8 protein-coding genes are annotated in these 25,146 nt (G+C 69.6%); 2 read left to right on the top strand and 6 right to left on the bottom strand.

The genetic code is table 11. The annotated features are described in order from the left end of the window. Position 1: 1 nt before the first annotated feature. Positions 2 to 691: a DUF4352 domain-containing protein gene (locus Cco03nite_RS26475; protein WP_239167685.1), complete on the bottom strand. Its 690-nt coding sequence runs from the start codon at positions 689 to 691 to the stop codon at positions 2 to 4. Between the two features lie 256 nt (positions 692 to 947). On the opposite strand from Cco03nite_RS26475, the gene Cco03nite_RS26470 reads away from it, so the two are divergent. After that, a complete protein-coding gene (locus tag Cco03nite_RS26470; RefSeq protein WP_203694927.1) occupies positions 948 to 2,150 on the top strand; it encodes a cation:proton antiporter in 1,203 nt (400 codons plus the stop codon). A 291-nt stretch (positions 2,151 to 2,441) separates the two neighbouring features. On the opposite strand, the gene Cco03nite_RS26465 is transcribed toward Cco03nite_RS26470, so the two are convergent. From Cco03nite_RS26465 to Cco03nite_RS26445, 5 genes are all read right to left on the bottom strand, one after another. After that, the gene (locus tag Cco03nite_RS26465) at positions 2,442 to 2,963 is read right to left on the bottom strand and encodes a hypothetical protein (RefSeq protein ID WP_203694926.1); all 522 of its coding nucleotides are present in this window, start codon (positions 2,961 to 2,963) and stop codon (positions 2,442 to 2,444) included. A gap of 43 nt (positions 2,964 to 3,006) precedes the next feature. Further along, positions 3,007 to 9,792 carry a polymorphic toxin-type HINT domain-containing protein gene (locus tag Cco03nite_RS26460; protein ID WP_203694925.1) on the bottom strand — a complete coding sequence of 2,262 codons (6,786 nt, stop codon included), beginning with the start codon at positions 9,790 to 9,792 and terminating at the stop codon, positions 3,007 to 3,009. An 85-nt stretch (positions 9,793 to 9,877) separates the two neighbouring features. Then, positions 9,878 to 13,501: a LamG domain-containing protein gene (locus tag Cco03nite_RS26455; protein WP_203694924.1), complete on the bottom strand. Its 3,624-nt coding sequence runs from the start codon at positions 13,499 to 13,501 to the stop codon at positions 9,878 to 9,880. 41 nt (positions 13,502 to 13,542) lie between these two features. Continuing rightward, on the bottom strand, positions 13,543 to 16,728 hold the full coding sequence (locus Cco03nite_RS26450) for an FG-GAP repeat protein (RefSeq protein ID WP_203694923.1): 3,186 nt from the start codon (positions 16,726 to 16,728) through the stop codon (positions 13,543 to 13,545). 592 nt (positions 16,729 to 17,320) lie between these two features. Then, the gene (locus Cco03nite_RS26445; RefSeq protein WP_203694922.1) at positions 17,321 to 23,617 is read right to left on the bottom strand and encodes an RHS repeat-associated core domain-containing protein; all 6,297 of its coding nucleotides are present in this window, start codon (positions 23,615 to 23,617) and stop codon (positions 17,321 to 17,323) included. Positions 23,618 to 24,427: 810 nt separating this feature from the next. On the opposite strand from Cco03nite_RS26445, the gene Cco03nite_RS26440 reads away from it, so the two are divergent. Continuing rightward, positions 24,428 to 25,146: SMI1/KNR4 family protein (locus Cco03nite_RS26440; RefSeq protein ID WP_203694921.1), on the top strand; the 719-nt coding region annotated here is incomplete at its 3' end.

Here is a 25,146-nt window from a genome sequence, read left to right as displayed (position 1 = left end):
CTCACGTCGTCCAGTAGCCCTGGACCTCACCGAAGTCGTCGGTCAGTTCGACCTTCGCACCGGCGAAATTGGCGGGGTCGGCGTCGAACACGACATTGCCGTTCTTGCGCTGACCCTCGTTGATGGTGGTCATCGCGTCCAGCTGGGGGTCGATGCCGACGACCAGGAACTCGCTCTGGTAGACCGTGCCGTCCTTGGCGATCAGCCGGAAGTTCGACGGGCCCAGGTCGGTCTGACCCTTGGTCGCGAAGATGTCGACCATGACGGCGACGAACTGGCCACGCTTGGGCTGCGTGAACTGGTTCGGCGACTTCGCCTTCTTGACCGACTTGACCGTCACCCTGGTCTGCGCACTCATGAACTTCACGTCGATGGGCTGGCCGACCTTGACGGTGACCGGGCCGTCGGGCTCGGCGGCCTTCGTCGGCGACGGCGCCGCCGCGGCGGCCTCGGTCGGCTTCGCCGCCGGAGTGTTCTCGGCGTCGCCGCCGGTCGCCGCGACAGCGGACGGCTTGTCCGCCGGGTCGGGGGCGAACACGGCGATGATCGTGCCGCCGATGCAGCAGAGCGCGATGAGCGAGCCGACGACGATGGCGATGATCGCGCCGGTTCCGAGGCCCTTCTTCGCGGCGGGCTGGACGACGAAGGGTGGCTGCGGGGGTACGGCCGGGTACTGCGGCCCCGTGTTCATGTTGGTCACCGAGACAACACTGAAGCAGGATGAAGACTGCTACAACGGTACGTTTAGGCAGCTTTGGTGACGTACGGTGCAGCGGCGCTGCCACTCCGCCACCGGGCACCGCCCGGCGGTCACGTGGACTCGGCCCGGTGGCGTTCGATCGGCCTCGGTCGGCCTGCCGACCCGGACTTCGGGCCACATACCTCACGGCCTTTCCACCATTTTAAGGGCCTAAATACCCCAGAATGGGCAGGGTGAGGAGTCGCCCGTGCTCGCCGTACTGATGCTCGGCCTGGTGCTGGTCGTCTGGGCCGTGCTGGCCCGGCCGGCCCAGCGCTACAGCGTCACCGTGCCCATCGCCATGGCCGCCGCCGGCCTCATCCTCACCAACGGCACCCATCCCCTGGTCGACGTCGAGGTCACCGGCCCCATCGTCCGGCACCTCATCGAGATCACCCTCGCCCTGGTCCTGTTCACCGACGCCACCGAGATCAGCATGCGCTGGCTGCGCGAGACCGGCCGCGTACCCATGCGCATGATCTTCATCGCGTTCCCGCTGACCGTCCTGCTCGGCTTCGCCGCGGGCGTCCCCCTGCTGCCCGGCGCGGGCTGGTGGGTCTGCGCCATCTGCGCCGCCGTGCTCGCCGCCACCGACTCCACCCCGATCCTGCCGATGCTGCACGACCAGCGCCTGCCCTCCGGCATGCGCCACACCATCACCGTCGTCAGCGGCCTCGACGACGGCATCGCCGCACCCCTCGTACTGCTGCTGCTGGCCGGTGCCGTCGCCAGCACCGACCTGGAGAGCGTCCTGCTCGAACTGCTCATCGCCCTCGTCGCGGGCCTGCTCACCGGCTTCGGCGGGTCGCGGATGCTCAGCCTGGCCCGCGAGCGCGGCTGGACCACCCCCGAAGCCGACCGGGTCGGCATGCTCGCGCTCGCGATCACCGCGTTCGCGATGGCCGAGGTACTGCACGGCAACGGGTTCGTCGCCGCGTTCGTGGCCGGGCTGGCCGCCCGCGCAACCGCGCCGCACATGCCGCACGCGGCGCTGCAGACCGTGTCGGACACCGCGACGGTGCTGTCGGCGGCGGTGTGGTTCGTGTTCGGGTCGCTGATCGTGCCCGCGTTCATGGACGGCCTGGAGTGGCGGGTGTTCGCGTACGCGTTCCTGTCGCTGACGCTGATCCGGATGCTGCCCGTGGCGCTGTCGCTGCTGGGCAGCCACGTGCCCTGGCGCGAGCGCTGGGCGCTGGGCTTCTGGGGGCCGCGCGGGCTGGACAGCATGGTGCTGGGCATCATCGCCCTGGAGCAGCTGTCGGGCCTGGACGCGGACTGGGTCGCCGACGTCGTCGTGGTCGTGATCAGCCTGAGCATCCTGATCCACGGGCTGTCCGCCCGCTACTTCGCCTCCTGGTGGGACCGGCGCAGCCGCGCGCTCGCGGGATCGGCCGGGCCTTCCACCCGCTAGCGCAAGCCTCGCGAGATCGTTGCCCCGCCGCGAGCTCGACCTACAACTCGCGGCGCCCCAGACGGCATCGCACTCCGCGCACTTCTTGATCGCCGGCTCGCAACGACTGATCTTGACCAGTTCAAGTAGTCCCTGCTCGCATCGCGGACAGGTCTTCACGTTGCTCTCTTCCTCGGACACGCGGTGCCGGCTTAAACGCGACCGGACCGCACTCGTCGACGAGGCGAACTCGTCGACGAGTGCGGTCCAGCAGACAGGCCGACGCCTCCGGCGATGACCGCGGAGCGGCTGCTAGGACCGCTGCCCTTCGGGCAGTGGACTCGCGCAGTCACCGGTGGTGATCGAGACGACGATGTCGCCTGTCAGCCGTGCCGGATCGATGTACGGCGGCCGTCCTGGGCGTACGGCGCAGAACGTCACGTTGCCGGTGAAGCGGTCCGGGTCCACCAGGGTCCCGGCCGAGGAGACGTACGCGGCCACTTCGACTTCGGGCAGTCGGCGGTACTGCTCGTGCAGCGCCGCCCACGCGAAAGCCACGCCCCGGCGCAGCAGCACCGCTGCCCGCTCCTCTCCCTCGACCGTCAGGTCGAGATCGGGGATGCCGCGGCCGTTGACCGCGGCCTCGTAGTCCATGGTCTCCGAGAACGCCGACCGGTCACCGTGGTAGCTCTCGCGCCAGGCGCTGAGGAGCACCGCGTCGTCGTCGACCGTCCAGCCCCGGCTTGCCGCATCCGCCCACTCGGCAACGAGATCGTCCCGGGTGACGGATGAGACCAGCCCGCCGCCGGCGATTCGCGCCGCGCGAGCGCTCATCCATGCCATGGTGCGCCCCCTCCTTGCTCGACGGTCACCGTCCTCAACCACAGGTGCCGATCACCCGCCCGAAGACATTAGCCCCGACCTGCAGACCCTTCTGGTAACTCTTGTGGTTCTTCGCCAGGTCCTTCTCGATGGACTTGGGCATGTCCGTGAACCGACCGGTTTCCGGATCGAACTGGTACTTGGGCGCGTCGCCGGACTTGATGCCCTTGAACTGCACCTGGAAGTGCATCTGCTTCATGCCGTTGCGGGCCTCGATGTCGATCCGGTACGGACCGCTCTGCCACACCGTGTAACTCTTTCCGTTCAGGTCGATCGGCGAGTCGTCGTTGTGCACGAGAACCGGCGTGCCGCCGGCCAGCACGTAGTAGGTGTGCAGGTCCGCGACCGTGAGATTGTACATGACCTTGGAACCGTGCGTGTTGTCGACAGCACGCACCGTGATGGTCTGCGTCCCCGGTGCTCGGAGGGTCTCCCCGGGCTCCAGGTCCGCCGCATCCACCCAGGCCGCACGTGACACCGACCAGAACGGGTGCTCCCACGTGGTGTCCACCACGCTCTCCCGGCCGGTCTCGTCCACCACCGCCAGCAGGGTCAGCTGCTCGTCACGGTTGACGTGAACCCGGGTGACCGCCTTGGCCAGCGTCTGACCCGACACCGGGTCCGTGGCCGCGACCTCGTCACCGACCGCGACATCCTTGATCTTCTTGGTGCCGCCGTCTGCCATCAGCACCAGGGTGTCCGGATCGAAGCTGTTGACCAGCCTGCAGAAACCAGCCGCGAAGTCGACGACCTCGTCGACGGCCTTGGTGACCTTCGGCAGTTTGCCGATCGGCACGATGCCGGCGATCTCGAGCGCGGCCCCGGTGTAGTTGCCCTCGCTCCACGCCTCCTTCGCCAGCGCGACCGAGTACGGCACCCCGACGACGGGCACGTAGCTCATCCACTCCATGAACGTCAGCCCGGCCTGGCGCTTCAGTTCGTTCTGCAGATCGCATTCCTGCATGTAGGAACACAGGTACGCACCGAGGAAGCTCAGCTTCTGCTCCTCGGACAGGTCCGTGACATGGCAGTGCGAAGGCATGTACGGGCAGCCCGCGAGCTCGACATAAGCCGGGAACGAGATGGGCTTCTCAGGATCGGGGATGAAGACGTACGGCTCGATCACCGGATGCGTGGTGTTGTTGTTGGTCCACGTCCCCGCTCCGTTCGCCATCGGCGCGGTGTTGTCGCACGTCTCGCGGTTCCCGCCGTTGCCGCACTCCGGCCGCAGACCGGACGGGTCGCTGAGGGAGACCGGCGAGTTGTTGGCGTATGCGTAGCCGTTCCACTGCGACGGATCCTTCAGATCCATGATCGGATCGACGCTGATGAACCGGCCGATCGCCGGGTCGTACTCACGGGCACCCAGATGGGTCAGCCCGGTCGTCGCGTCCTGCGTGCCGCCGAGGAACCCGCGCTGATCCGGCCAGAACGCCGGCGGCGCCGACTCCCGCAGCATGCCGTACGGGCTGCTGCGGCGGCGGGTGATGGTTCCGGAGGCCGCGTCGATGCTGCTCGACGCGGTGCCGTGGTGATCGCCCGACTCGAAGTAGACACCCGTCGTGGTGCGCACGGCGACCGTGGCACCGGTGATCCCGTAGAACCGGGTTCCGGTGACCACCGTGCCGCTGAGGGCGAGTTCCATGCCCGGCAGGTAGAGAGTGGTCTTGCCACCCGGCTCCTTGCGCACGATCCGGTTGCCGTCGGCGTCGTAGACGTAATCGGTCGGCTGGCCGCCGGTCGGGGTGCTGCTCTGCAGGTGCCCCTCGGCGTCCCAGACCAGCGACTGCTGGCCGGCGAGGTTGCCGACGGCGCAGTTGTTGGTCCCCGTCCCGCCGGGGCGGCACAGTGTGTTGCCCGCGGCGTCGTAGGTGTAATTGAACGTCTTGGGACCGTTCGGACCGTCCTCCACGATTCTGGTGAGCGCGTGCGGCTGCTTCTCGCTGCCGCCCTGTGCCGGGTACTGGTAGTCACGGACCGTGTCGGCGCCCCCGGTGACCGAGTGGATGGTCTCGGTGTCCCGGTTGCCGACCTTGTCGAAGGTCCAGCTGTGGTGGTAAGCCGCCGGTCCGCCCACACCGGTCCCCGACACACCGTCGGCGCAGGTCTTGGTCACGTTGGCCGTCGACCAGGCCTCGACGAGACGGCGCAGGTGATCGTAGGCGAAACACTGGACGTCGACCTGTCCACCGACCGGCCTGTCGGCGATGGCCAGCACGTTGCCCGCGGCGTCGTAGTCGTAGGCGGTGTCCGCGTCGACTGTCGCGACACCCTGCCGGTTGACCTTCGCCGCCTTCAGCCGGCCGGTCCCCCGCTCATAGTCCCAGGTCAGCCACGCCTTCTTCCCGGTCCCGCCGGTGTACAGCTCCGCCTGCAGCAGTTCGCCGACGTTGCTGTACGCGGTCGCGGTCACGTAGCTGGTCGTGCCCGTGACGGTGGTCGGACGCAGGAAGCTGTCGTAGGTCGTGGCCACCGCCTCGCCCGGCAGGCCGCCCGCGGCGGGCAGGCCCGTGGACTGAACCGTGCCATCGGTGTTGTACGCGGTGGTGAAGTCGTAAGACTTGCCGAGCAGCGTGCCCACGCCACCGGACGGGAAGCTGTACCGGGTCTTGGTCGGCCGGTACAGGTCGTCCCGCGTCATGGTGATGGTGTAGTAGCTCTGACCGGCCACGATGCGCTGGCTGTAGTAGAGCTCGCCCTTGTTGCCCGTGGTGTCGTAGGACCAGACCGCCGTCTTGGTGCCGGAGTCGAGCTCGCCCTGCCACGTCTCCGTCCGGCGGTTGAGCGCGTCGTACCGGGTGGAGACCTTGATGCCACGGCTGTCGGTGACCGACGTGACGTTACCGATGCCGTCGTAGGTGTAGCGGGTGTCGCCTGCGTCGGGATCGGTGACGAGATCCTTGAGGTTGCGCTGGTTGTAGTGGTAGCGCCAGGTGTTGTTCAGCGGGTCGGTGACCGTTTCCAGCATTCCCGCCGCCGTGTAGCCGTAGCGGGTCACGTCGGCGGGCCCGGTCGGGCCGGTGCCCGAGTACTGGTGGATCTCCGACACCCGGCCGCGAGCGTCGGTGACGGTCGTGGTCGGCGTGCCTCCCGTCGGCGGGTCGACATGGGTGCGGTCGCCCTCGTAGGCGGTGGTGGTGGTCCAGCGGTCGTCGCCGGCCACCGCGAAGGTCTGCGAGACGACCCGGCCCGCGCCGTCGTAGCCGACCTTCTGCTGCGCGTTGACCGAGCCTTCCACCGTCACGATCGGCACGTCACCGGCAGTGCCGGTGGCCAGGTAGACCCCGTTGGTCTTCCAGGCTTTGCCGCGGCCGTCGTGGAACGTGTCGGTCAGCAGCAGGCCGCCGGGTCCGGCGGTCTGCGTCTGCCGCGGGCGCAGCAGACCGTCGAACAGCTCATGGCTGGCCCGGTACGAGCCGTCGTTGTTGAGCCGCTCGGTGGTGATCACCGTCGCCTTGTCGGTACGGATCTTGTAGCTGAACTTCGTGGTGGGCGTGGCGCCCTGGTCACGGTTGCGATCGGCCTTCCACACCGCGGTGACCCCGCCGAGGGCGTCGTAGGTCATGTCGACGCGCTTGAGGTTCGCGTCGACGATCCGCGTCGGCACGCCGAAAGCCGGGTCGACCGTCGTCGTGGTCACATGGCCCAGCGGGTTAGTGATCTTGACCTGGGTGGTGAGACCGTCGATCTCGGTGTACTCGGTGCCGGTCACCCGGCCGAGGGCATCCTTGGTGGCCTTGACCCGGCCGTAGCCGTCCAGGTCGGTGGTCTCCGACGCCTGCACGTAGAGGACCTTCGTGCCGTCGAAGCGGTCGAGGGTCTCCACCCGCGTGGCGCTGCCCTTGGTCGGCGGCACATTCCACGCCTGCTTGTCATAGCTCGTCCGGCTGTCAGCGATCAGCTGCTGCGACAGGTCCGGGCTGGCCACGCCGCAGCCGACGGACACGGTCTGCGTCCGCGACACGTACGAGTACATGTTCAGCGCCGGGTAGTCGGTGTACCAGGTACGGGTGCACTGCTCGTCGCCGTCCTTGCCCGGCCCGACCTCGCCCAGGTCCTCGACCGTCTCGACGCGGCCCCGCGTGGTGTCGAAGGTCGAGACGGTCTTGGTCTCGCCCCAGACCGGATTGCCCTGCCCGTCGTCGGGCATCGCGATCAGGTTGCGGGTCACGTCCGTACGGACGAATCCCGCGACGTTGCCGCCCCAGGACTCGGTCTGGGTGTGCGTCACGTGCCGCCACGGCTGGTTGATCGACTTCGACACGATGTCGGCGCCGTCGTAGAGCACCGTCTCGATCTCGTGGCCGGAGAAGGCGTTGTGGTCGGTGTAGGCCGTCCCGGTGGAGTCCTTGACCGTCACGACCGGCCTGGTCCCGTCGGACTTCTCACCACCGCTCAGGCCGCGCAGGAAGAAATGGTCGACCCGGCCGGGCATGGACTGCCCGTCGCCGTTGCGGACGATCACGTGACCGTAGCCCCGCCAGTCCGACCAGGTGAGATCCTCGTCCTTGCCGATGCCGTCCGGCTCACTCTTGCGCCAGGCCGCACCCCCGACGTACTCGTACGACGTCACCATGTCGTCGTTGCCGCCGACCAGGTCGTCCTCGACCACGTTGTCCACAACGTACTTGTGGAACCAGTCGGTGACCTTGTCCTCGTCACCACCACCCAGCGGGTTCCAGATCACCGGATAGCAACGCCCGGTCGACTGGCCCGGCGTGGGCAGGTTGTCCTTGGTGCAGTCGGGCGCCTTGTAGTTGACCGTGATCTGCGCGCCGGTGTCGGTCTTGACCGTGGCCAGGCGGTAGCGGATCAGCGGCCCGAAGTTGTCGTCGTCGAGGTCGATGCGGTTGGGCAGCTGAATACCGTCGAGCTCGGTGGCGGGCATCGTCAGCGTCGCACCGCCCCGATGTCCCGAGTGAAGGATCTTGCGCAGCCACAACGTCCGCGAGTTGTCATCGTTGACCTTGAACTGGTGCTCCAGGCTCCACGACTCCACCGGCGACCAGCCCGCGCCCTCCCGGATCTCAGTCTGGATCTTCGTCAGGCGCTTGCGGGTGAAGAAGGTCGCCGCCGTCTGCGTGGCCTCGCAGTGGGTGCCGGCCGCGCAGATCCGGTCCTCGGGAACGTCCGGCCACGACGCCGCGGTGTCCTCGTCGAGATCCTGCGGATCGCAGTCCACCGAGCCGCCCGGGATGCACCGCTCAGCCGTGGTGAACACCATGCGAGCGGGAGCGTTCGTCGTGTACACCTGCTGGTCGCGCTGGCCGTAGTCGACCCGGGCCAGATACCCGCCCCGGTGATAGGCCGCACCGTTGACGTCGGTCTTGCCGCCCCGGGCGTAGTGGTTGGTCTCCCGGTCGTAGAAGTACGAGATCACATTGCCACGGGGGTCGATGACGTGGTCGAGGTTCCAGCGCCACGCCTGGTCGCAGTACGAGTCGTCGAAGGACGCCTTGTGGCAGGGCTCGTTGGCGTCGTCGCCGTAGACCGGCGCGGTCCAGGTCGACTCGGTCTCCTCCTTGCCGGCCGTCCAGCCCGGCAGCCGGTTCTGGCCGAAGAAGTACCGCGTGCCGTCGGTCGTCGTGATCTTCCAGTACTCGCCGTCGTCATCGCCGTTGACCGCGCCGGTCAGCCGCTCGACCTTCGAGCCGTCATCGGTGGACAGCCTGTAGTTGTCGTCATCGACCTTGACCAGGGTGCCGGAGTGCCCCGCCAGCATCACGGTGCCGTTGTGGAACGCCCAGCACTGGTCGCCGGAGGTCTCGTGGCCGTCGTCGGCGCAGGCCTTGTAGCGGCGCTCGATGTAACCCGGCTCGTACGTGAAGCCCTCGCCGATCCACGAGCCCTGATTGTTCGTCGCGGACGTGCGCCCGTCGACAGACTGCGAGGAATAGGAGAGCGCCACCTGCGGACCGAATCCGCTCGGCGTCGCGGGCGTGCGGATCGGGTAGGTCCAGGAGAAGGCGCCCGTGGACGTTGCGGTCGACCACGACGACGACGGCGACAGCTTGGTGGCGGTGTAGTCGCCCTGGGCCGACGAGTCACCGGCGGTCATCGCCAGCACCATCGCACCGGACTCGACTCCCGCCGCGGCGACGTCGGCGCGCAGGGTCTGGGTGGCCGTGTCGTTCACCGTCTCGACCGGCAAGGCCTTGCGGCACTCCGCCTTGTCCGGGGTGGTCAGCGCGCACGACGGCAGGCTGACCAGCCGCAGCCGGGCACCCCAGTCGCCGCCGTGGGCGTGGGCGAACGTGTCGTATCCGACGGCGATGCCGACCTGCTCGGTGGCGGTGACGCCGTCGGCGCGCGACACCTTGAACACGGGACCGTCGACCCCGGCGCGCTTGGCCGCCGTCCGGTCGAAGACCTGCACGTGTGCGCGCTGGGGTGCCTGCGCGGCCGATCGTGACGACGCCCCCGCCGCGACGGTCTTGGCGGGTGCGACGTCGATCCGCAGACCGCCGATCCTGGCCGGGGTCCTCTCGACGGTCGCCGCGTCGATGTCGGCCGAGCCGGCGACCGGCCAGACGACCGCGTCGGCACGGGACATGTTCTTGTCGGCGGTCGGGTCCTTCCTGGGCGACTGCGACTTGAGCGCAGTGCCCTTCGCGGCCTGCGCCTGCGCCTGGGTCGCCGGTCGGCCGGACTCGGCCGCGGCCGGGGTCACCGACTGGACCTGCACGAGGCCTGCACCCAGCGCCGCGGCCAGCACCAACGCCAGTGGCCGGGTCAGCCGCCGCCGCGGCGCGAAAAGGGGGATCTTACGTTTCAGTGACATGCGTCATTACCGCCAATGATCATTGCGGGAGGAGATGAAAACGAGTGGCCGGCGTCCGCAGGACGCCGGCCACTCGCCGGTGGTGTTACAGGTCGGACTGGGCCGTGGTGCTGGCCAGTCGGATCACGGTCGCCGCGTCGAGGACGCCGCTGTACACGCGGACCTCGTCGAGGACGCCGGAGAAGTACCCGCCGTACGTCGGCGTGGTCGTGGTGCCGTCCACGAGGGCGCGGCCGACCTGGACACCGTTGTCGGGACCGTTCCACACCGGGCTGTGGGTGCCCTGGGCGCTGGCGGCGAGCTCGCCGTCGACGTAGAGCTGCACGTCCTTGGTGAACGCGTGGTAGGTGACGACCAGGTGCTGACCCAGGACGTTGCTCGGGTCGGGCACATGGGTGTCGTCCACGACGACCGTGGTCGAGGTGGCGGTGTCGTCACCGGCCGCGACGGTCAGCTGCCAGCGCAGCTGCCCCCCGCCGATGTCGACGCACTTGACCTGGAACCGGCTGGTCTTGGCACCGGGCTGCGACAGCACGACCTGGTCGGAGCTGCACGCGGCAGCCAGCCGGGCCCGGGCCGCGACCGAGAAGCTGCCGGTCTGGCCCACGAGCGCCTGGCCGCTGGCGGCGTAGTCGTCGCCGCCGTCGAGGACCATGTGGCCCGCGCCGACCAGGGCCGGCTCCGCGAACGGGTCGTCGGGGTCGGGCGTCATCACCGTGGCGCCGTTGTACAGCGTCAGGTTCTTGGCCTCGTCCGGCGTCGCGCCGTCGACGACGGTCTCGGCGCTGACGAACACGCCGGGGTTGTCGTCGGGCACGTCGGCGCTGTCCAGCGCCCAGTACACCTCGCGCTGCAGGCGCGGCTTGGCCAGGGCGTCGATCTCGGCCGGCGTGACGAGCCGGTCGAAGATGCCGACGTCGGAGATGCCGCCGTTCCAACCCCAGACGTGCTGGGTCTTCGCGAGCCGCTGCCCGATCTGGAAGTTGCCGTGCGACGCCCACTGCGAGCGCACCGGGGCCGTGCCGGAGACCTTGCCGTTGACGTACATCGTCATGGTGTCCTTGACGTTGTCGACGACGACGGCCAGGTGGGTCCAGCCGGTCTGGGCCGTGACGACCTCGGTGCTGGTGACCTGCCAGTCACGGAAGGCGTTGACGTCCATGTCGGGCACGCCGAACAGCCACTTGCTGCTGGCCGGGCTGAACCCGAGGTAGAAGCCGGGCACGCCGGAGCCGTCCTGCGAGACGGCCGACATGTAGCCGGTCAGGGAGTTGGCCTTGACCCAGGCCGCGACGGTGAACGGCTGGGACGTGTCGACCAGGCCCTGCGACGCGGTCGACAGGTAGCCGGTGGAGTTGCCGGGCAGCAGCACCGACGGGTGCGCCGCCCCGCCCGGGCCGGGCTGGCCGAAGGTCACACCCGGGCCGGGCGTGGCCGGGTTGGCGCCGCGCTCGTCGACGGCCTGGGTGGAGCCGGGCGCGTCACCGAGGTTCCACTGCCCGATCGACGGACCGCCCGCGGCGACGTTGAAGTTGCAGACGGAGGTGTCGCTCTCCTTGCCGGCCGCGTCGACCGCGATCACGGTGACGAAGTGCGGCGCCTCGGTCATCGGCGCCCAGCTCACGCTGACCGGGCCGCCGTTGGCGGTCGGGGTCAGCACGTTGCTCGGCGACGGGTTGGTGTCGAAGCCGTACTTGTACGACACGACGTCCGTGGCGGCGGAGTCGAAGGTGAACGTGCCGTAGCGGCCCGCACCGTCGATCCAGTCACCGGACTCGACACACGACGGCGTGGCGTCGCCGGCGTCCGAAGGCAGGAACAGCGCCGAGTCGATGTCCGAGCCCGCGGGCTTGGTCTTGTCGAGGATGAACCCGCAGGTGACACTGCTGGCGCTGTTGGCCGTGCCGTCGGAGGCCTTGACGCTCCAGGACACGACGACGTTCTCCGGCAGGTTCGGCACGCCGGTGGCGGCGTCGGCCAGGTTGTAGTCGAACGTCGACTTGTTGGCCTTCTGCCCCGAGGTCCACGTCTTGGTCTGCAGGCTGCCGCCCGACGGGGTCCAGGTGACGGTGAACGTCGCGGTCAGCGGCTCGGCCGCGTCGGTCTCCGGGTCGGCCAGGTACGCCGACAGCTTCGGAACGCTGGACACGTACCAGGTGTTGTCCGGCGTGCCGGTCTTGCACGCGCCACCGGGGTTGGCGGTGAGGTTGGTGGGCGTGGCCGGCGGCCGGTTGTAGGTCACCGACAGCACCGCGTTGTCGCAGAACCGCTTGATGGAGTACTTGCTGCCCTCGTCGTCGGCGCGGATGCCGAAGGTGGTCGTCGACCAGTTGTTGGCCGCCGCCTCCTGCGCCGCACCGGTGGCGACGAACGTCACGTTCTGGTTCGTCGACGTGCACGAACCCTGCGTCACCGTCGGGTCCTGGGTGTCCTGCTTCTTGCTCCACGCCGGCTGGTTGCTCCAGTTCGTGGCCGAGGTGATACCCGCGCCCATCCGGTACAGCGACGCGTTGCGCGCCGAGCCGTCGTAGGTGTGCGTCATCGTGACCCGGAACGTCGCACTGGACACCACGATCGTGTCGTCCTGGTACGGCGTGGGCAGCGCGTACATCAGCCGCTTGATCTGCGAGCTGTTGCAGGTGTTGCCCGAATCGGTCCGGTTGCACAGACCGATGCGCTGGTCGCGGTCGCCGTCGAAGCGCCAGTACTCCTCACTCGGGTAACCCGAGTCGACCATGGTCCAGGAGCTGTTGCTGGTCGGGGCGGTCATCGGGTCGATGTACAGCGGGAAGCGCACGCCCTTGTCGGCGAGCATCGCCGCGTTCGGGACCAGGCGCAGCGTCGCACGGTCGAGCTGCACGCCGATGTCCGCCCGCCGCGCCGATTCGGGCGAGGAGCGGGTCGGCTCGACGCCGGCCTTGGCGGCCTCGGCCGGGTCGCCGGCGTCCCACATCTTCGGCGCCGGGGACGAGAACACCACGCCGCCGGAGCCGGTGTCCTTGGCGACCAGCCGGTCACCGGACTCGACCGCGAAGGTCAGGTTGGTGCCCTTCAGCCCGTACGACACGGTCTTGATCTGCGGCAGCGCCGCAGCCTGCGGCGTCTTGACGACCAGCACGTGCGTGTAGCTGGTCGCCGAGGCGTGCACGACCAGGTCGACGTCCGGCAGGACGTTCGGGTAGGTCGCCGAGTCGCCCGACAGGACCGGCTGCGGCAGCGCCGTCGGCCAGGTCAGGCTCATCACGCGGCCGGCCCGCGAGATCGTCGCCAGCGGCATGTCGCCGCCGCCGGAGAACCGCATCGGCGTCTCGGCGGCCTTCGGGCCGACGCTGCCGTCGCTGTGCCGGATCATCGTGGTGTCGACCGGCACCCACTCACCCCGCTGCATGACGCGGAACGGAGCGGCGTGCGACTCGTGGGTGAACGAGCCGTCCGGGTTGGCGTAGGTCACCTGGCGGGTGGTGCCCTTGGCGGCGACCTCGACCTGCTTGCCCGACTTGCGGGCCGCGCCCACGGCCTGGGCCTCGGTCCAGGGCTTGGCGGGTTCGGTGACCCCGCCCGGGCCCATCGCCAGGGTGTCGGCGGGCGTCTGCTGCGCGGTGCCGCCGGCCCACACGGTGGCGGCGGCGAGGCCCGCGGCGGCGCCGAGCGCGCCGAGCCTGGCCCACCAGCGCCGTGTGCCGGCGGGCTGCTTGGTTGAACTGTTCAACGTGCTTTTCCTGTCAGTGCTCTGTCGTTGCGACATCGACGTCATCCGATCTGCGTGCCGAACAGCACGCCCGAGGGGATGCCGGCCGTGCCGGGGGTCCACGTCTTGGAGATGGTCACGGTGTCGGCCGCCAGCGCGGCCCAGGTCATCGCCCACGCCGCCTTGTTCCGGTACGGCGAGGAGACGTAGAGCTCGGTGCCGGTCACGCCGAGGGCGTTGCCGATGAGCTCCCGCTCCCCGGGGGTGCCGGGCAGGTTGGCCGTGCCGCGCTCCACCGGGACGTCGTTGGTCACGGTCGGCACACCGGCGGCGAACACGCGGATCGTGCCCGCGTCGAGGGTCGTGCCCAGCTCCTCACCGGGCGCGCCGATCGCGATCAGCATCGTCGACGTCGTCGGCGCCGCGGTCGGGTTCGTGTTGACCAGCGCGACCTTCTCGCCGAACAGGTCGCCGGCCTCGCTGCCGCCGGAGATGCCGGCGCTGTCCTGGTTGTGCGACGCCAGCTCGGTCAGGCTCGTGCCGGACATCCGGAACTGGTGCACCATGCCGGTGTCGGTGCCGGCGGTGGAGTCCTCGCCCGGCACGCCGACGGCCAGGATCGAGTCGCCGGTCGGCCAGTACGCCGCGAGCGCGATCGACTTACCGAACGTGTCGCCGCTCTCGGCCGCGTCGCTGACTCCCGAGCTGTCCTGGTCGGCCGAGCCGGTGCGGGTCGGCACGTTGCTGGTCAGCGTGTGGCTGTAGACGTTCACCTGGCCGCTGTACTGCGCGCTGGAGCTGCGGCTCTCGCCCGGCGAGGAGACCGCGACGTGGTACGGCGAGGCAGCGACGGCGTAGCCGAACATGTCGTCGTACTCGGGGGTGCCGCCGGAGCCGCTGCCCTGGTCGAACAGCGCCGCGACACCGCCACGGATGTAGTAGGCCAGACCGGCCTCGGCGTTCAGCCGGGCGTTGACCATGACGTCCTCACCCGGCGCGCCGATGATCAGGAAGGGCTCACCCGCGGACGTCTGCCCGCCGGCCAGCGAGAAACCGAAGTAGTCCCCGGAGTTCTGCGAACCCGGCACGCCGCCGGTGCCCTGCACGTAGCTCACCGACGGGGCGGTGGCGCTCTTGCCCAGGCCCGCGGGCGAGCCGAAGATCAGCTGCACCTCGCCGGCGTCGCTGTAGGCGCCGTCCTCGTACGGCACGCCGACGGCCAGGTCGGCGCAGCCGTCACGGTTGGCGTCGTACACCGACAGCGCGTAGCCGAACCGGTCGCTGGCCTCGGACGTGCCGGGAACCTCGGCGAGGTCCTGGGTCAGGGTGGTCACCGCGCCGGAGGCGCCGTCGACGATCTGGACCGCGCCGGCCTCGGTGAGGCTGTTCACGGTGGCGTTCGGGTCGGCGATGGCCACGTCCTTGACGCCGTCGCCGTTGAAGTCGTTGGCGACGCCGCTCTGGCACCCGGCGACCGGCGGGAAGGTGGTGTAGACCGAGAACTCGCAGAACGACGACCAGGCCGAGGTCGACAGACCGTCACTCGTCTTGACGCGCCACTGGTAGGCGCCGCCCTCGGCGAGGTTGCCCGCGACCAGGGTGTGCGAGGTGGTGCTGCCGGACGCGACGGCGGACTTGGTGGCCGAGCCGAGCGCGGCGGAGCCGCCGACCTGCCACCACTCGAACGTCACGGACTGGGCGGTGCCCTCGGTGTCGGCCACGGTCGCCGACAGGGTCGGCGTCAGCGTCTGGATCGCCGGGCGGCCGGAGCCGGTGACGCAGGACGTGGCAGGGGTGGTCGACCGCGCGGTCACCTGCGGCACGTCGTTGTAGGTCACGATGAGCCGCGGCTCGTACGCCCCCGCGGAGAAGTCCGAGGAGGTGAACCGCTTCCAGCTCTTCGGGTCGGTCTCCGAGGCACGCAGCGACAGGCCGTAGTTGGCGCCGCCGGTCGCCCAGCTGGTGAACGTCGCGGTGCTCAACGCGACGTCGCGCCACGCGCCCTTGCTCCGGTCACCGCCGGTGTTGGTGCAGGCCGGGTAGTTGTCGGCGATGGTCAGCGTGCCCAGCGCGGTCGCGTTGATCGACGGGCCCGGCAGCGTGCTGGTGCCCAGCGCGGTGTCGGTCCAGTTCTGGGTCACCGCGTGCACGGTCACCGGCAGGTGCGTGGTGCAGTCCCACGACCAGGTGTGCCACAGCCGCAGCGTCACCGCGGTGATCTGGCGCCCGGCCAGGTCGGTGGCGAAGTTGCCGAAGTGGATGTACGGCCGGGCCGCACTCTCGTTGTCGTAGCCGACCGCCAGCGACGTGCCGTTCTGCGTACCGGCCGGGGTGCTGGTGTCGTTGTCGACGAACGCGTCCGTCGTGGTGTACGTGGTGATCTGCGGGTCCACCCGGACCGGGTAGGCCCGGGCCGGGTCGGCCAGCCAGGCACGGTCCGCGGTCACCCGCAGCGCCCAGCCGCCGGCGCTCTCCACCAGCTCGTAGGACACGGCGTCGGACGTCGTCGGCTCACCGGTCGGCAGCTCGACGTGCGAGTCCTGCATGTAGCCGCGCGGGATCCAGGCCACCGCGGTGCCCTTCGCGTCGAGGAACGCGACCCGGCCGTCGGCGTCCAGCCGCGGCGTCACACCCTGCAGGCGCAGCGGGAACAGCCACGAGTTGGCCGCCTGCGGCGACTTCAGGACGATGTTCTCCTTCTCGCCCGACTCGTACGCCATGATCTCGACGTCGGTGTTCGGCAGCAGCTCGCGATAGGTCGCGGTCGAGCCGGACACGGTCGGCGCGACGGCGGCGGCGCCCTGCACGCCGTAGGCGATGCTCTGCCCGCCCTCCAGCGTCACCGACACGAGGTCGGCGGCCGGGTTGCTCTCGGCACCGCCGGCCAGGGAGACCTGTACGGAGTTGGCGGCCATCTGCAGCCGGCCGTCGGACCGCTTCACCAGTTTGGTGTCGATCGGGCGGTAGTAACCGTCCTTGGCCCGGTAGTTGACCGGGCGGCTGGAAACGACCTTGGTCAGCGATCCGTCGGCATTGCGGTAGGTGTCAGAACCGCGGTCCGATTTCGCCGCCACCTTCACGCTGGTGTCCTTGTCGAACACCCCGGAGACGGACGGTGCTGCCGGCTCCTGGGCGGCAGCGGGAACGGCGGCAGGATCGGTCACCGGCTCCGGCGCGGCCTGCGCCACGCCCCCGGCTCCGAACTGGGCTGCCACGATGAGCGCCAGGCCCCACAACGGCCAGCGCAACGAACGGCCTTGGCCGAAACGGCCATGGCTCACAAGGCGACGCGACACGCGTACTCCCCCGGTAGAAGATCAACGGGCGGGGACGCTATATGCATGCCCTGACCTGAGCAAATACCCGTCGACGGATACCGCGCCCGGCGCGATTGCGCACTTGACCTGCGGAAATGATGTCGATTGGCAGTCAGGTACCCATCTACCTGCAACGATTACGCTCTGCGATTCCCTGCTGACTGAGCCCTGTCGCTCCACGAATGACGCACGCAGCCAGCGCTCGTGATTGAACCGTTATCGGCCGGAGGCCGGTCGTGACCCCCCGGTCGGGCGGCGTTCTCCTGGCCGACCAGCGTCGCACCGAACCCCGGCCTCGAAGATAATCCGAAATGACCGAATTCCCGCGCTGCGATGAGATCGACATCTGTCGCTGCCGCGGCGGCTGCCCGGAGACGCGAACAGGCCGGCCGGGCCTCAGCGAGGCCCGGCCGGCCCGCAGGCGGCTCACTTACCGGAGAACAGGACCGGAGAGGTGTATCGCGGCCACTCCGGACGGGTCCGAAGCCGACCCGTCACGCGGCTTCACGCCGCCGCTACCCCATCAGCCCTTCTCCCAGATGCCGGTCTGGACGAAGAAGCCGACCAGGCTCTGCACCGTCTCCGGACCGGACCGCCGCGCCGCCACCAGCCATTCGGTGGGAATCGGTGCGATCGAGCGGTAGCTCGTCCACTCCGCGTCGATCTGGTCCCTGCTGTCCGGCTCACTGCCGATCTGGATCAAACCGGACTTCTCCACCCAGATGTCGCTGGCGGGCCCGACCGCACCGAAGCCGTACCCCTTCCTGCCCTCCACGGCCGAGGACGCGACGGTCTTGGCGATGTCGGCGACCTCACCCAGACCGAACTCCACTCCGCCGACCGCGACACCGCCACCGACCGGAACGGCTCCGACGCCGTCGATGAGTGACTCCAGTGCCTTGTCGGCATCGTCGGTCGCCGTGTACGAGACCGCGAGCAGGAGGTTCGCGGCGATCCCCGCGACGGGAAGGTCCTTCCAGCTTTCGAGGCCCTGCTGCATCGACCGCTGCGCGCCGAAGCCGCAGCCACTGCGGCCCATGAAGTCGCACACCTCACCCATGAAGTTGCTCTCGTCGTCGACGTAGAACGCCCGGCGGTCGCGCTTGCCGGCCTTCCAGTCGAGCAGATCCCGCATGGTCATCTTGGCACTGCCGATGTAGCCGTACCGCTCGTTCAGCCAGCGGTACTCGACCCAGTCCAGCTCGCCGTCGTAGGCCAGCGGGATCGTCAGCAGCGGCGGGTCCGGCTTCGTACCCGGATCGCCGGGACCGTTGCCGTTCTCGCTGCCGGTGCAGGCTCCCGGGCCGCCGACCTCGCCGGGCGCGCAGCTCGCCGAGCCCAGCAGGCCGGAAGGGTCTGCGACCACGAGCGGGCTGCTGTTGCCGTAGCTGTAGGCGCTCCACTGCTGCGGATCGGTGAGATCCATGATCGGGTCGACGCTGATGAATCGGCCGAGCAGCGGATCGTATTCCCGGGCGCCGAGGTTGACCAGGCCGGTCGGGTCCTGGGTGCCGCCGATGAAGCCCTTCTGGTCCGGCCAGCTCGCCGGAGCCTGACCGCGGCCTGCGCCGTACGGGGTGGTCCGCCGCCAGGTGATGGCACCGGTCGCCGCGCTGATGGTGCAGCCGGCGGTGCCGTGGTGGTCGGCCGCCTGGAAGTCGACCCCGGACCCGGTGCGCACGGCGACGGTGTGGCCGCCGAACGAGTAGTAGCGGGTGCCCGCCACCACGGTGCCGGTCTGCTTCAGTTCCATGTTCGGCAGGAACAGCGTGGTCGTGCCGCCGGGCTCCTTGCGGGCGATCCGGCGGCCGTCGGCGTCGTAGACGTACGTGGTGGCCTGGCCGCCGGCGGGGGTGCTGGCGGCCAGCCGGCCTTCGGCGTTCCACGTCAGCGCCTGCTGACCGGCGGGCGTGTTCGGCGGGCAGACGTTGCCGGTCGCGGCGTTTGGCCGGCAGGTCGTGTTGCCGACCTTGTCGTAGGCGTAGTTGAAGGTCTTGTCGCCCCCCGGGCCCTTCTCGTCGACTCGGGAGACGGCGTGCGGCTGCTCCTTGCCCGCACCTGATGCGGGATAGGTGTAGTCGCGGACCGTGTCGGCGCCACCGGTCGTGGAGTGCAGGGTCTCGACGTCCCGGTTGCCGATCTTGTCGAACGTCCAGCTCTGGTGGTACGGGGCGGGGCCGCCGACACCCGTCTCCTCGACGCCGTCCGCGCACGTCTTGGTGGTGGAGTCGGTCGCCCAGGCCTCGGTGAGCCGCCGCAGGTAGTCGTAGCCGAAGCACTGGACGTCACGGGTACCGCCGACGGGGGTGTCCTCGATGGACAGCACGCTGCCGCTGTCGTCGTAGCGGTAGAGGGCGTCCATGTCGGGCGTGGCCACGCCCTGCCGGCTCACCTTGGTCTTGGTCAGCCGACCCGTGCCGCGCTCGTAGTCCCAGCCGAGCCACGCCTTCTTCCCGGTCCCGCCGGTGTACAGCTCGGTCTGGAGCAGTTCGTTGACGTTGCTGTACAGCGCCGACGTGACGTAGCTCGACGTGCCCGTCAGCGTGGTGGGACGCTGCAGGTCGTCGTAGATCGACGCGACCGCCTCGGCCGTCAGGCCGCCGCCGGCCGGCATGCCCAGCGACTGGATCGTGCCATCGGTGTTGTACGCGGTCGAGAAGTCGTAGTTGCCGCTCAGCGAGCTGCCGACCCCGCCCGACGGGAAGCTGTAGCGCAGGCTGGTCACCCGGTACAGGCTGTCCCTGGTCATGTTGATGACGTAGTAGTTCTGACTGTTGTCGATGCGCTGGCTGTAGTGCAGCTGGCCCTTGTTGCCGGCCGGGTCGAACACCCACGCCGCCAGCTTGGTGCCGGTGCCGACATCGCCCTGCCACGCCTCGACCTTGCGGCCCAGCACGTCGTACTTGTTGGACAGCTTGACCGGGCGGGCGTCGCTGCTGGAGAGCAGGTCACCGCTGGTGTTGTAGGTGTACGTCGCGACCCCGGTGTCGGGATCCTCCGCGCGCTCCTTCAGGCCGCGCTGGTTGTAGTCGTAGTTCCAGACGTTGCCCAGCGGGTCGGTGACCGTGTCGAGCAGTCCGGCCGGGGTGTAGGTGTAGTGCGTGACGTCGGCCGGGCCGGTGGGGCTGTCACCGTGGTACTGGTACAGCTCCGTGGCCTGGCCCCGGGCGTCGCTGACCGTGGTCGTCGGCGAACCGCCCTGCGGCGGGTCCACGCTGACGCGGTCGCCTTCGTAGGTGGTCGTGGTGACCCACCTGGCGTCGCCGGCGACGGAGAACGTGTCGGACACCGTACGCCCGGCGCCGTCGAACACCAGCGTGTTCTGGCCGTTGACGGCGCCCTCCGCGGTCACGATGGGCGTGTCGCCCGCCGTGCCGGTGGCGAGGTACGCGGCGTTGGTCTTGTACGCCTTGCCCAGGCCGTTGTGGAACGTGTCGGTCAGCAGCCAACCGCCCTGACCGGGCACCTGCGTCTGCCGGAGCCGGAGCAGGCCGTCGTGCAGCTCGTAGCTGGCCCGGTAGGTGCCGTCGTTGGCCAGCTTCTCGGTCTTGACGACGGTCGCCTTGTCGTTGCGCAGGAAGTACGAGTACTTCAGGTTGGGCGTGGCGCCCTGCGACCGGTTGCGGTCGGCCGTCCACACCGCGGTGAGCTGGCCCAGGGAGTCGTAGGCCAGTTCGGTGCGCCGGAGATTGGGGTCAACCGCCGCCACCGCCAGGCCGAAGGCCGGGTCGAGGGTCGTCGTCGTGACGTGGTTGGCCGCGTTCGTCGACTTGACCTGGGTGGTCAGGCCGTACGTCTCGGTGTACTCGGTGATGTTGGAGAAGGTGCGGTTCTCCGCGATCGCCCGGGCGTCCTTGACCGTCAGCGGGCGGTTGTAGGCGTCGAGGCTCGTGGTCTCCGAGTCGATGACGTACCGGATGGTCGTCCCGTCGTAGCGGTCCAGGGACTCGCTGCGGGTGCCGGTGCCCTCGGTCGGCACTGCGCCCCACGCCTGCAGGTCGAAGCTGGTGCGGGTGTCGGTGACGAGGTGCTTGCTCAGGTCCGGCGTGGTCGTGCACTTCACCGACACGGTCTGCGTCCGCGAGACGTAGCCGTGCAGGTACCTGGCGGGGTCGGGGTTGTCCAGGTACCAGGTGCGGGTGCACTTGTCGTCGCCGTCCTTGCCGGCGCCGACCTCACCGAGGTCGTCGACCTGATCGGGCCGGCCCCAGGTGGTGTCGTAGGTGGTGACGGACTTCGTCTCGCGCCAGACCGGGTTGCCCTGCGCGTCGTCCGGCATCGCGGTCAGCTGGCGCACCACGTCGGTACGCACCATCGCGGCGACGTTCGAGCCCCAGGTCTCGGTCTGCGTCCTGGTCACGTGCCGCCAGGGCTGGTTGATCGTCTTCGAGACGACGGCCGTCCCGTCGTAGACGATCGTCTCCAGCTCGTGTCCCGACAGCTGGTCGTGGTCGGTGTAGCTGCCCCCGGTCGAGTCCGTGCGCGTCACCGCGGGCTTGCTGCCGTCGCCGAGCTCCCCGCCGCTCAGACCGCGCAGGAAGTAGTGGTCGACCCGGCCCGGCATCGACTGCCCGTCCCCGGTCCGCACGTTCACCTGCGCGTAGCCCCGCCAGTCGGACCAGGTCAGGTAGTCGGCCTTGCTGATGCCGTCCGGCGCGGACTTGCGCCACGCCGCGCTGCCGACGTATTCGTAGGAGGAGACCATGTCGTCGTTGCCGCCGACGAGGTCGTCGGTGACCACGTTGTCCACCACGTACTTGTGGAACCAGTCGGTGACCCGGTCGTCCTCGCCGCCGCCGAGCGGGTTCCAGAGCACCGGATAGCAGCGCCTGGTGGAACCGTCCGCCGCCGCCGGCAGGTTGTCCTTGGTGCAGTCGGGCGTCTTGTAGTTGATGGTGATCTGCGCGCCGCTGTCGGTCTTCACGGTCGCCAGCCGGTAACGGATGAGCGGGCCCATGTGGTCGCCGTCGACGACGATGCGGTTGCTCAGCTGGATGCCGTCCAGCTCGGTCGGGGGCAGCGCCTGCGTCGTGCCGCCCCAGTGTCCGCTGTGGTTGATCTTGCTGAGCCACAGCGTGCGCGAGTTGTCGTCGTTGGCCTTGAACTGGTGCTCCAGCACCCAGGACTCCACCGGCAGCCAGTTCGTGGCGCCACGGACCTCCGTCTGGATCTTCGTGAGCCGCTTGCGGGTGAAGAACGTCGTCGCCGACTGCGAGGACTCGCAGTGGGTGTTCGGCGCGCAGATGCGGTCCTGCGGGACGTCGGGCCAGGAGGCCGCGGTGTCCTCGTTCAGATCCGCGGGGTCGCAGTCGACGCCGCCCGCCGGGATGCAGCGCTCGGCGGTCTCGAACACCACCCGGGCCGGCGCGTCGGTGGTGTAGACCTGCCCGTCGCGCTGGCCGTAGTCGATGCGGGCGAGGTAGCCGCCGCGGTGGTAGGCGGTACCGTCGACGTCGGTCTTCCCACCGCGGGCGTAGTAGTTGACCTCGGAGTCGTAGAAGTACGAGATGACGTTGCCGCGGGGGTCCACGACGTAGTCCAGGTTCCAGCGCCAACCCTGGTTGCAGTACGAGTCGTCGAAACCGGAACTCTTGTAGCACGGCTCGCCGGAGTCGTCGCCGTACACCGGCACCGACCAGACCGAGTCGGTCTCCTCCTTGCCGGAGGTCCAGCCGGGCAGCCGGCCCAGACCGAAGAAGTACTGCGTGCCGTCGGTCGTGGTGACCTTCCAGTGCTCGCCGTCGTTGTCGCCGTTGGTCGCGCCCTGCTTGCGCTCCACCCGGGTGCCGTCATCGGTCGAGAGCTTCCAGAGATCGTCGGTGATCTTCACCATGGTGCCGGAGTGGCCGGACAGCATGACGGTGCCGTTCTGGAAGGCCCAGCACTGCTCGGTCGAGCCGTCATGGCCGTCGTCGGAGCACGCCTTGTACCGCCGCTCGATGTAGCCGGGCTCGTAGCTGAAGCCCTCGCCCATCCACGAGCCCTGGTTGTTGGTGGCCGAGGTGCGGCCGTCGACGGTCTGGGACGAGTACGCCAGCGCGACCTGTGGCCCGAACCCGCCGGGCGTGCCCGGGCTGCGGATCGGGTACGTCCAGGAGAAGGCGCCCGACGAGAGCTTCGTCTCCCAGGACGACGACGGCGACAGCTGGGTCGCCTTGTAGTCACCCTGCGTCGACGAATCGGCGGCGGCCAGCGCGAAGACGGACGTCCCCGACAGCGCGACCAGGTCGACGTCCGCCGAGACGGTCGCCTCGCCCGAGTCGTTGCGCGACGGCAGCGGTGTGGCGACGCGGCACTGCGCCTGCTCCGGGGTGGTGAGGGCGCAGCTCGGCAGCGCCACGAGCCGCAGCCTGGCTCCCCAGTCGCCGCCGACGGCGTGGGCGAAGCCGCGGTAGCCGAGCGAGAGCTTCACCTTGCCGCCGCTGGGCGACGCATCGTTGCGCTGGAGGGAGACGAGCGGCCCGTCCACGCCGACCCGGCGGGACGCGGCGCGGTCGTACACCTTGACCCGGGCCCGCCCGGGTTCGGCGTCCGCCGAGCGCTGGGCGGCGCCGCGCGCGGTCCGGTCCGCCTGCGACAGGTCGACCGCGAGGCCGCCGACCGAGACCGGGGTGGCATCGACCGACGCGGCCTCGATGTCGGCCGAGGCCGCTGCCGGCCAGGCGACCGCGTCCGGGCGCGACATGACCTTGCCCGCAGTCGGGTCCTCCTTCGCCCGCTCCGGGGTGAGGCCGCTGCCCCTGGCCGCCTTCTGCTGCGCCTGCGCGGCCGGGCGGCCGGGATCGGTCGAGGCCAGAGCCGCCACGGGCAGCTGGGCCACGGCGATTCCCAGCGCTCCCGCAAGGAGCAGGGCAAGGGGCCGGTTGAGGCGCCTGGGGAGGCGCGACCACCGGTTACGTTGTGATGACATGTGTCGCTGTACCGCCAATGATCAATACGGGTGGGGCGAAGCCCCTCACCGGCCGGCGCCGCAGTCGGCCTCGACCACGACGGCCCAGGCCACAGGACGGCGCGACACGCATGCTTCCCCCGTTCGGACATGAACGGCCGGACCTTAGGTGGGGGCAGGTACACCGAGCAATAGGCCGAATTCGGGCGACGACTAAGACCACAATGGTGCCTCGACCAGGAAAAACGACGGCCGCCGCTGGCACTGAGCCCGTTGCCAGCAGAGATCGCTGTCGGTCGCGAGCCATCGGCTGATGATCATCGATGGGCGTACGGTCCCGGCCGACGAGTCACCGTTACCAAATCGATGCGATGCAACCCTGCGCTGCTCAGGCGGCAGGGGAGGTCCCGATCGTCCTTGCGGCCGGTCCGGCGGTGGCGTTACCACCGGACCGGCCGCCTCAGCCCGCCTCTCGCGGACGGACTGAGGGGTGCCACCAGCCACGCACGTCGGCCGGCACGGCTGACGGCACGTGCTTCGTGAACCCCGATCACGAAGGGTCGGCCCGACCCCGGGGCGGTAGCCGGGCCAACCGGGCAAATCGTACAACCGCGAAACGAAGGACTTGACCGGATCACGCCGCGTGTCGCGCATTTGCTGATCCGCTGACGCCCGCCGGGCGGTCAGCCGCACGCAGCGCGGCGATCTACGATGCCACCCATCAGGCACGGGGAGGCGGCCATGGGCGACACGGACTGGAGCGGCGTGCGCGAACGGGTCGAGAGCCTGCGCGCCCGGCCCGGCCACGAGCGCCGGTTCGGCGCGGACCTGCACGGATTCACCCTCGCGCCCGCGCTCGGCGACGGCGACCTCGCCGACCTGGAAGCCTGGCTCGGCGTCGAGCTGCCCGCCGACTACCGGCGATTCCTGACGCAGGTGGCCGCCGGCGGCGCGGGCCCGGACTACGGGATCAACACGGTCCGGCGCATCGCCGACGGCGACGGCTGGCGGTGGCACGGCGACTGCGGCGACCTGACCGACGTCGCCCGGCTCGGCCTGCCGTTCCTGGTCGAGCGGCCGTTCGGCGAGCTGCTCGACGAACTCGATGAGCGGGAACCCCGGCCGGAGGACTTCACCGACGAGACCGCCTTCAAGGAGGCGACCTGGTCGTGGCAGGACCGGATGTGGGAGATCGTGGCCGTGCCGGAGTTCAGCCAGGGCGCGATCTACCTGGTGGACGAGGGCTGCAATCGGCGCTACTGGCTCGTCGTGAGCGGACCCGCGGCCGGCACGGTCTGGTACGACAGCAGTTGCGACTGGGCGGACATGAACCCCGTCGAGAACGACGCCGGCGAGCCGATGGGCTTCGGCGAGTGGTACCTGGACTGGCTCGACAGCACTGAACGCTACCTGGCACTGTGGCCGAATGGCGGCTGCGGTCCGATCGGACCGCAGCCGCC

The sequence above is a fragment of the Catellatospora coxensis genome (assembly GCF_016862635.1).
Classification (GTDB): domain Bacteria; phylum Actinomycetota; class Actinomycetes; order Mycobacteriales; family Micromonosporaceae; genus Catellatospora; species Catellatospora coxensis.
The sequence above is the reverse complement of the archived record's forward strand: the minus strand, read 5'-3'. Positions and strand labels throughout refer to the sequence as shown.